Source organism: Microbacterium sp. bgisy189, assembly GCF_057707225.1.
On the sequence record NZ_JBYIPT010000017.1, the window covers coordinates 1 to 7,463 of the forward strand.

The window sequence follows — 7,463 nt, forward strand, 5'->3', positions numbered from 1 at the left end:
CTCGAGCGGGAGCGCTTGTTCAGTCGCGCGTGGATCTTCGTGGGTCACGAATCAGAGATCCCTCAGCCCGGCGACTACGTGGTGCGGCGAGTGCTCGACGACTCGTTCATCGTGGTGCGCGACGAGAGTGGCTCCGTCAAGGCGATGTTCAACATGTGCCTGCACCGAGGAATGCAGGTGTGCCGGGCGGAAATGGGCAACGCCTCGCACTTCCGCTGCCCGTATCACGGCTGGTCGTACCGCAACGACGGACGAATCGTGGGGCTGCCGTTCCACGAAGAGGCGTACGGTGGCGAGGCTGGCTTCAATCGCAAGGGAGCCCGCCTGCTTCCGGCGCCGAGCCTCGACAGCTACAACGGGTTGATCTTCATCAGCATGGATCCGGATGCGCCACCGCTGATCGACTACCTCGGCGATTTCGCTTTCTATCTCGACTACTACACGAAGCAGAGCTCCTCGGGCATCGAGCTCCGCGGCCCGCAGCGCTGGCGGGTGAAGGCGAACTGGAAGATCGGCGCAGAGAACTTCGCCGGCGACATGTACCACACGCCACAGACCCACACCTCGGTGGTCGAGATCGGCCTCTTCCGCGAACCGAAGGCGGAGAAGCGTAAAGACGGCAACACGTACTGGGCGGGCAACGGCGGAGGCACGACCTACAAGCTTCCGGAGGGAACGCTCGAGGAGCGGCTGCGCTACGTGGGCTACCCCGACGAGATGATCGACCGGATGAAGGAGGTCTGGTCCCAGGACCAGCTCAATGTGATCGGCGAGAACGGCTTCATGATCTCGGCGGCCTCGATCTTCCCGAACATGAGCTTCGTGCACAACTGGCCGAAGGTGGAAGACGGCGACGACGTGCTCCCGTTCATCTCGATCCGTACCTGGCAGCCGATCAGCGAGAACGAGACCGAGGTGCTTTCCTGGTTCGCCGTCGACGCAGCGGCACCGGAGGAGTTCAAGGCTCTGTCGTACAAGGCGTACCTGATGTGCTTCGGCAGCACGGGGATGTTCGAGCAGGACGATGTGGAGAACTGGGTGTCCCTTACGAACACCGCGAAAGGGAATATGGCGCGGCGCTTGCTGCTGAACAGCCGGATGGGCGTGCTGAAAGACGGCAGATTCGTCGTGGAGCCGCTCGGACCGGACGCGTTCTCTGGCCCGGGCGTGGCCCACGTCGGTTACGGAGAGTACAACCAGCGGCATCTGCTCGAGCGCTGGGCGGACTACCTCGAGACGGAGCCGACCGCGCTGATCATCTCGTCGGTGGGGATGCCGGAGGGGCTGTCATGACCGAGGCGCGCTGGGTTCGACTGAAAGAGTCGCCGCTCGGAGCACATACGACCAAAGCCACGCGGGTGGGGAGTTCGTTGTCGTTCTCGGACGGCCTGCATCTGGAGACGCACAGGTGGCTCGTCGAAGAGGCATACATCCTCGACGAGCAGCGGTACGAGGACTGGCTCGACCTCATCGCCGACGATGTGCACTACATCATGCCCGTGCAGGTCACTACCGCGCTCGGCGCCGGGTACTCGACGTCTCCGGGCATGGCGCATTGGGACGAGAACAAGTACTCCCTGAGCCGGCGGGTCGCCCGCTTCCTCACGGAACACGCCTGGACAGAGGATCCGCCCTCCCGGCTCCGTCACTTCGTCACGAACGTGCGCACCTTCGAGAGCGACGTCCCGGGCGAGGTCGTCGTCGATTCTGCGGTGCTTCTTTTCCGCAGTCGCGGCGACGTGCACGAGCCCGCGGTGATCTCGGCCGGCCGCGAAGACGTTCTGCGACGTGTCGGCGGCGGGTTGCAGCTCGCACGCCGAACCATCACGGTCGACGAGTCGGTCTTGCGCACACAGAATCTGGCGATCTTCCTATGAAACTCGAATGGGAAGGCGAAGAGGACGACCGCATCGCGGCCATCGCAGCAGCAGACGAACGTCAGCGGCTCGAAGACCAGCGGGTAGGGGCTCCGATCTCGATCGCCAATGAGTTCTCGGAGATCCGGGTATCTCGCGTGGAGACACGCAACGGCTCCCGGCTCCTGATCGAGTCGCCGCGATCCGGGCAGTGGGTCGCTCTCGATCCGCTCGAGCTCGAGGCGCTGACCTGGCAGACTACGGCGACGTTCTCCGCCATGATCGCCCAACCGTTCGCACCGATGTTCCCTGAGATAACGCCTGAAGAAGCAGGAGAGGAGTGACACATGCCTGTCGTGAAAGCGGATCTCGGGCTCTGTCAGGGCTACGCCAACTGCATCATGGCCGCGGGAGACTATTTCGATCTCGATGACGACGGCGTCGTGATCCTGCTCAGAACAGAGGTCGACGAGGCCGACCGGAAACGGGTCACCGAGGCGGCGAACAGCTGCCCGGTTTCCGCGCTCCGGGTGGAAGACGAATGACGACAGCGATTGTCGGTGCGTCGATCGCGGGGGTACGGGCCGCGCAGGCGCTTCGGGCAGAGGGGTATCGCGGAGACGTTGTGCTCATCGGCTCCGAGCCCGTGCTGCCCTACGACAAGCCGCCGCTGTCGAAGGGATACCTCGTCGGTGCAGGTGCAGCCGAGGTCACGCTCCTCACGGCGGCGGAGGCGCTCGAGCTTAACATCGACCTTCGTCTCGGTGTGCCGGCGGTAGGTCTGGACCGTGCGTTGTCGGAGCTCCGGCTGGCGAATGGACGGCGGGTCGGCTTCGATGACCTCGTGGTGGCGACCGGCGTCCGCGCGCGGCCGTCGCCGTGGGGTGAAGGCGAGGGAATCCATGTGCTGCGGACACTCGACGACGCAGACCGGCTGCGCGCCGAGCTAGTTCCCGATCGCAGGATCATCGTCATCGGAGCGGGCTTCATCGGCGCCGAGGTCGCCGCGACCGCTCTTGGGCTCGGAGTCGATGTCACCCTGGTCTCGGCGACACGCGACCTGATGTCACGCCGGCTCGGTGACGAGATTGGCGCCCTCTTCTCGCAGAAGCACTCCCGGCATGGCGTACATGCGGTTCTCGGACGGACGGTCGCGCAGATCGACGGTGCGAAGGGAGACTTCCGCGTGCTCCTGGATGACGGTTCCGAGCTCCACGGTGATGTCGTCGTCATCGGCATCGGGGCAGTGCCGAACGTCGAATGGCTCGAGGACTCAGGGCTCGAGATCGACGACGGTCTCGTCTGCGACGAATTCCTCACGGCACTCGGCGCCCCGGAAATCCATGCGATCGGCGATGTTGCGCGGTGGCGGCATCCGGTTCGCGGCGATCTCACCCGTCTTGAGCACTGGACGAATGCGGTCGACCAGGCGCGCTGTGTCGCGCACAACATCGCTCATCCCGACGACCGACGCTCATATCTGCCTGTCGAGTATGTCTGGAGTGACCAGTTCAACTGGAAGCTGCACATCGTCGGTCGCACGACGGCAGTCAACCCCGAGATGGTGACGGACCCTCGAACACCCGACCGGATCGCGTCTCTGTACTCTCAGAATGGTCTGTCATTCGACGGGGCAGTGGTACTGAATTGGCCCCGCGCTCTCGTCGAAGTCCGCCGGTCCATCGCAGCGGGATCGTCGCTTTCCGACGTTCGTGTACGACTGGGCCGGCTGCTCGAATCGGCGTCCGGATAGACCTGGACGGGATCGCCTTGCCCTTGATGGCGGCCCTGAGGGCCGGCAGGAACGATACAGTTTCTGTTGTGCAGAGAAATAGAGCAGCCGACGGAGTCGATGCGGCTCCGCAATACCGATCGAGTCGGTCGACAATGCCCTGAAACTCCTGCTCCTGCTCGGTGAGAAGAACGAACTTCGACTGACGGACGCCAGCAAGCACCTGGGTGTCGCGACCTCAACGGCGCATCGCATCCTCGCGATGCTTCAATGGCGAGGATTCGTGCGGCAAGACCCGCGAACGAAGACATACGGGCCAGGGCCGTCGTTGACCACGATCGCCTTCTCGGTGCTGAGAAAGATGGACATCCCGCAGATCGTGCAACCGATCCTCGAGGAACTCAGCCACCAAGCCGGCGAGACGGTTCACCTCGGCACGCTCGACGGCAACTCCACTCGCTTTCTCGCAGTCTCGGAACCGACGACCGCGGTGCGAGTCGCTTCACGGTTGGGCAAGGAGATGCCGGCCCATTGCACCTCCACGGGAAAGGTTCTCCTGGCGCAGCTCCCGCGAGAACAATTGGACCGTCTCTACCCCGACGAGCAACTCTCACAGGTGACTCCGCAGTCGATCCGTACCAAGACCGAGCTCCTCGCACAACTGGATCTTGTCGCGAAGCAGGGCTATGCAACGAACCGGGAGGAGAGCGAGGAGGGCGTGGCCTCGGTGGCCGTGGCCGTTCCCTCGGCGAGCGGGCTGCGGTTGGCGATCAACGCATCTGCCCCGGTGTTCCGCTTGCCTCCCCGCAAGGTGAAGACCCTCGTCGCACTCCTCGATGAGGCAGCCGTACGTCTGGCCGACCTGACCTCCTGAAGGCTCGTCGTCTCTTTCCCCTGCGACCTGGTGCAGGGGTCGTTCGGCGCGTTCTGAAGAGAGCTCGAGCCATGCTGGACTGTTGGCGCCGCGCAAGCTATTGTGTCTTCTAGTTAGGAACAAGTTCTGCTCAGCAGATAAATATGCGAAGAGGATGATCAATGCAGATCGTACTGGTGCACGGCGGATGGGTAGGCGGCTGGGCGTGGGACGGCGTCGCCGACGAATTGCGCAGAATGGGGCACGAGGTGATCGCGCCGACGCTGCGCGGTCTCGAAGACGGTGACGTGGACCGCTCCGGCGTCACGATGAGCATGATGGCGCGCGATCTGATCGATCAGGTAAGAGAGCTCACCCAGCTCGACATCGTGCTCGTCGGTCATAGCGGCGGAGGTCCGCTCATCCAACTCGTCGCTGAGGCGATGCCCGAGCGCATCGGCCGGGTCGTCTTCGTCGACGCCTGGGTGCTGCGCGACGGCGAGAGCATTAACGACGTGTTCCCCGATCCGTTGGTCGCAGCGATGAAGGCGCTTGCGAGTCAGTCCGACGACAACACCATGGTCATGCCGCCTGAGCTCTGGGCCGCGATGATGCAGGACATGTCCCCGTTCGAGCAGCAGCAGCTCGCCGCGCTCGAGCCGAGGCTCGTCCCATCGCCGGCAGGCTGGTCCGATGAGCCGATCCGCCTCGACCGGTTCTGGGCGAGCAGCATCCCGTCAAGTTATGTGTTCCTCGCTCAGGACCAGGCCGTTCCCGCTGAGATCTACCAGGCCGCGGCCGGGCGGCTTGATAGTCCGCGCACGATCGAGATCGACGGAAGCCATTTGGTGATGCTCACGCATCCGGAGAGGCTCGCACGGGCCCTCGACGCCGTCATTGCCTAACAGGCCTGGGGAAGCTATGGATTCGATTTCACGCCCAGACGACGTCGCGCCGATCTCGTACACCGAACTGGCGCCGTCGGGTGCGCCTGCTCGGTGGATCGTCCTCGTGCACGGGGGTGGTGCCTCGAACGAGTACTATCTCGAGACGCCCGACGGCCGACAGGGCTGGGCGGCACGATTCGTATCGCTTGGCTACGGTGTGCTGGTGGTGGACTGGCTGGGGTTGTCCTATGAGGCGGCCCAACACGTCGATGATCGTGCGGCGTCTGCGCGGCTGGACTATGAGAGCGTGTGCCGAGGGATGGGCGTGTTCCTCTCTGGTCTCGGCCGGAACGTCGTGCTGGTCGTGCACTCGATGGCAGGTCCGATTGGCTTCCGCCTCCTAGAGACGCATGGCGATCTCATCGACGGGCTCGTAGCCGTCGCTCCGGGCCCGCCTGGAAATATACAGGCGGTGCCCGAGATCGTGAGGGAGTCCGACCAGGAGGTCTCCATCCGTGGAGCGGCCATCGACTGGACCATCCCGAAGATGGGTTTCTGGGAACCCACAAGCGCCTTCGTGAACGACAAGGCCATCGGACCCAGCCGGCGGTTCCCCCGCGAGTGCATCGAGGTGTTCCGCCGCACCCTTCGGCCGATCCCGGCCCGGATGCTTTATCAGCGTCAGAACATCGGTGGGAGCCAAATGAGGATCGGGCCGACCGACGCGTTCACGAACAAGCCGATTCTCGTCTTCACGGGTGGAGCCGATACCGACCACCCCTCGCAGCTGGATCAGGACATCGTGGCCTGGCTCACCGATCAGGGCGCCGCCGTCACCTTCTGGTCGTCCGAACTGCCTCTTCTCGCTGGGAACGGCCACATGCTGATGGTCGAAGACAATAGCGACGAGATCGCTGACGAGATCGCGCGGTGGATCACGGCGCTCTGACTCGCCACCGTATCGTCCCGGCCATTATTTCAGCCGACCCGACGTCCCCAACAGCGGAGGAGAACGCCAGTCGTTTCCTTCGTGTCACTCGAGGGAACGCTGTGCCAGCTCGTTGCCGACTACGACTTGGTCGATCGGGCCCTTGCTCGAACTCCTCATTTCATACGTCTGGCGATGGACTCAAGGGAGATGTTCGCCGACGGCCGCGTGCAACTCCAGGTCATCGGTGGACAGCTGAGGCGTCTGCCACGACGCATCGAGACGATCGGTTCGCAGCTCGAACGGAACGTTCGGGCTGAGCATAAGGATGTTCCGAGACCTCCAGGAACGCGGATGGATCGGTTCGTTGGTCGGGGAGCTGACGACCACCCTGGTTGGCGTGGCGCTTATCGTCGCTGCGGTGCTACTTTCGGTCTCGGGGGGGGTGGCCCCCAGCTCGCCCCGACGTCGCACTCCTACCGTTCCTAGGGGCGGGGTGGTCGGCCTCGCGGGCAGGCTCCTCGTGCTGAGGCCGCTGCGCACCTCCTTGATGCGCACCACGCTGATCGCCGGATCCTGGCAAACTATCCCGCGACGCGAATTCGCAGGGGGTGTCGGCGCGACTTTCGATCGACGTACAGTGCCGTCCGTTAACAAACGATCGGTTCGTGCGACCGAACTGTCGAACGCCTGTGCATCGCTGCGGCGAGTTCCTCATGGCGCAGTACCTGGGTTTCGCTTCCGGAAGAAGATTTCACGAACCCCAGCGACACGGTGTTGCGGTGACGTTCGACGAAAGAGAAGAAGGATGGCCCGGCGAATCCCAATCGCGCGAAGTCTCGCCTTCGAAATGACAGAAGCGCTCCTGTGCTCGCGCGTCGGTTACTTCGCACCTTCTAGGTGTGACGTTATCAATTAGGGTGATGACGACCGGTGACGGGTACCGGTACCTGCTGAACTCTGTCGTGTCCGGTGACGGCGACCGCGACGCCTCGTCTGTGTTGACGCGGTATTACGCGGAGGCCGGGACTCCTGGCTCGATGTAGCGCCGAGGGGGTCGCTACTGGTCGGTTCCGACGTTGTGTTCAACCCAGTCGCGCAGATGCTTCAACGGGGCGGCTGCGCTGTGTCCGAGGTCAGTAAGTTCGTACTCCACGCGAGCGGGAACCTCGGGGTAGACGGTGCGAGTGAGCAGGCCGTGGTCTTC

Annotated in this window: 9 protein-coding genes and 1 pseudogene; 9 read left to right on the forward strand and 1 reads right to left on the reverse strand. The window is 63.7% G+C overall.

What is annotated here, in order from left to right:
• From AC3ENX_RS14470 to AC3ENX_RS14510, 9 genes and pseudogenes are all read left to right on the forward strand, one after another.
• A partial coding sequence (locus AC3ENX_RS14470; protein ID WP_043341841.1) for a Rieske 2Fe-2S domain-containing protein occupies positions 1 to 1,293 on the forward strand: 1,293 nt, incomplete at its 5' end.
• Positions 1,290 to 1,877: a 3-phenylpropionate/cinnamic acid dioxygenase subunit beta gene (locus AC3ENX_RS14475; RefSeq protein ID WP_005054954.1), complete on the forward strand. Its 588-nt coding sequence runs from the start codon at positions 1,290 to 1,292 to the stop codon at positions 1,875 to 1,877. The genes AC3ENX_RS14470 and AC3ENX_RS14475, both read left to right, overlap by 4 nt.
• Positions 1,874 to 2,200, forward strand: a complete 327-nt coding sequence (locus tag AC3ENX_RS14480; RefSeq protein ID WP_005054953.1) for a hypothetical protein — start codon at positions 1,874 to 1,876, stop codon at positions 2,198 to 2,200. Before AC3ENX_RS14475 ends, AC3ENX_RS14480 begins: the two co-directional genes overlap by 4 nt.
• A gap of 3 nt (positions 2,201 to 2,203) precedes the next feature.
• On the forward strand, positions 2,204 to 2,401 hold the full coding sequence (locus AC3ENX_RS14485) for a ferredoxin (protein ID WP_005054951.1): 198 nt from the start codon (positions 2,204 to 2,206) through the stop codon (positions 2,399 to 2,401).
• Positions 2,398 to 3,609 (forward strand): NAD(P)/FAD-dependent oxidoreductase, encoded by a 1,212-nt coding sequence (locus AC3ENX_RS14490; RefSeq protein ID WP_005054949.1) that lies wholly within the window; start codon positions 2,398 to 2,400, stop codon positions 3,607 to 3,609. Before AC3ENX_RS14485 ends, AC3ENX_RS14490 begins: the two co-directional genes overlap by 4 nt.
• A gap of 118 nt (positions 3,610 to 3,727) precedes the next feature.
• Positions 3,728 to 3,874 (forward strand): annotated as a pseudogene (locus AC3ENX_RS14495) (helix-turn-helix domain-containing protein); the annotation flags it as partial.
• 42 nt (positions 3,875 to 3,916) lie between these two features.
• Complete coding sequence (locus tag AC3ENX_RS14500) at positions 3,917 to 4,462, forward strand: IclR family transcriptional regulator (protein WP_223159176.1); 546 nt, start codon at positions 3,917 to 3,919, stop codon at positions 4,460 to 4,462.
• A 161-nt stretch (positions 4,463 to 4,623) separates the two neighbouring features.
• A complete protein-coding gene (locus AC3ENX_RS14505; protein WP_251448496.1) occupies positions 4,624 to 5,346 on the forward strand; it encodes an alpha/beta fold hydrolase in 723 nt (240 codons plus the stop codon).
• A 16-nt stretch (positions 5,347 to 5,362) separates the two neighbouring features.
• Positions 5,363 to 6,277, forward strand: coding sequence for an alpha/beta fold hydrolase (locus tag AC3ENX_RS14510; protein WP_169080437.1), 915 nt, complete (start codon positions 5,363 to 5,365; stop codon positions 6,275 to 6,277).
• 1,039 nt (positions 6,278 to 7,316) lie between these two features.
• Here the strand turns inward: AC3ENX_RS14510 and AC3ENX_RS14515 are convergent.
• Complete coding sequence (locus AC3ENX_RS14515; protein ID WP_370651862.1) at positions 7,317 to 7,412, reverse strand: hypothetical protein; 96 nt, start codon at positions 7,410 to 7,412, stop codon at positions 7,317 to 7,319.
• Between the last annotated feature and the right edge of the window lie 51 nt (positions 7,413 to 7,463).